Annotated in this window: 1 protein-coding gene; it reads right to left on the reverse strand. The window is 58.5% G+C overall.

Translation table 11 applies throughout. The annotated features are described in order from the left end of the window. A partial coding sequence (locus EN932_RS38635) for a hypothetical protein (RefSeq protein ID WP_206619061.1) occupies positions 1 to 260 on the reverse strand: 260 nt, incomplete at its 3' end. Between the last annotated feature and the right edge of the window lie 164 nt (positions 261 to 424).

Below are 424 nucleotides of genomic sequence, written 5' to 3' on the forward strand. Positions count from 1 at the left end.
GGGTGCATTGGCCGATCGAGACCTGGCAGTGAACGTATCGGATTGCAACTGAACAATCCGAGCTTTGCCACGAAAGTGTCGGCATCTTGTTGGAAACGCAAATGGATCCGCGGCGGCTCGGTTTGGAGTTTACGGAAAGCACGCTCTCCCAGCGTCCGACGGAATGCCCGCGCAAGCTGGCTGCGACCAGCTACAAGGCTTTTTACTTTCCTGACCGATGCCGAACCAGAAACTTCAGGATCTCTTCGACGACGGATCAAGGCGGGCGCCCGCCTGACAATGCGATTATGTGATTTCCAGGCGGTCCACAGGGCGCTGCCGCGATCAGCCTAGCCGTTCATCGGGTGCAAGGCGGGAGATTAAGCCGCAAATCGAGAAACGCAGCCCCTCCGGCGCAAAGTCGAGATCCGGAGGCTGTCCGAAC

This window comes from Mesorhizobium sp. M7A.F.Ca.US.002.01.1.1, assembly GCF_004022955.1.
GTDB classification, from domain to species: domain Bacteria; phylum Pseudomonadota; class Alphaproteobacteria; order Rhizobiales; family Rhizobiaceae; genus Mesorhizobium; species Mesorhizobium ciceri.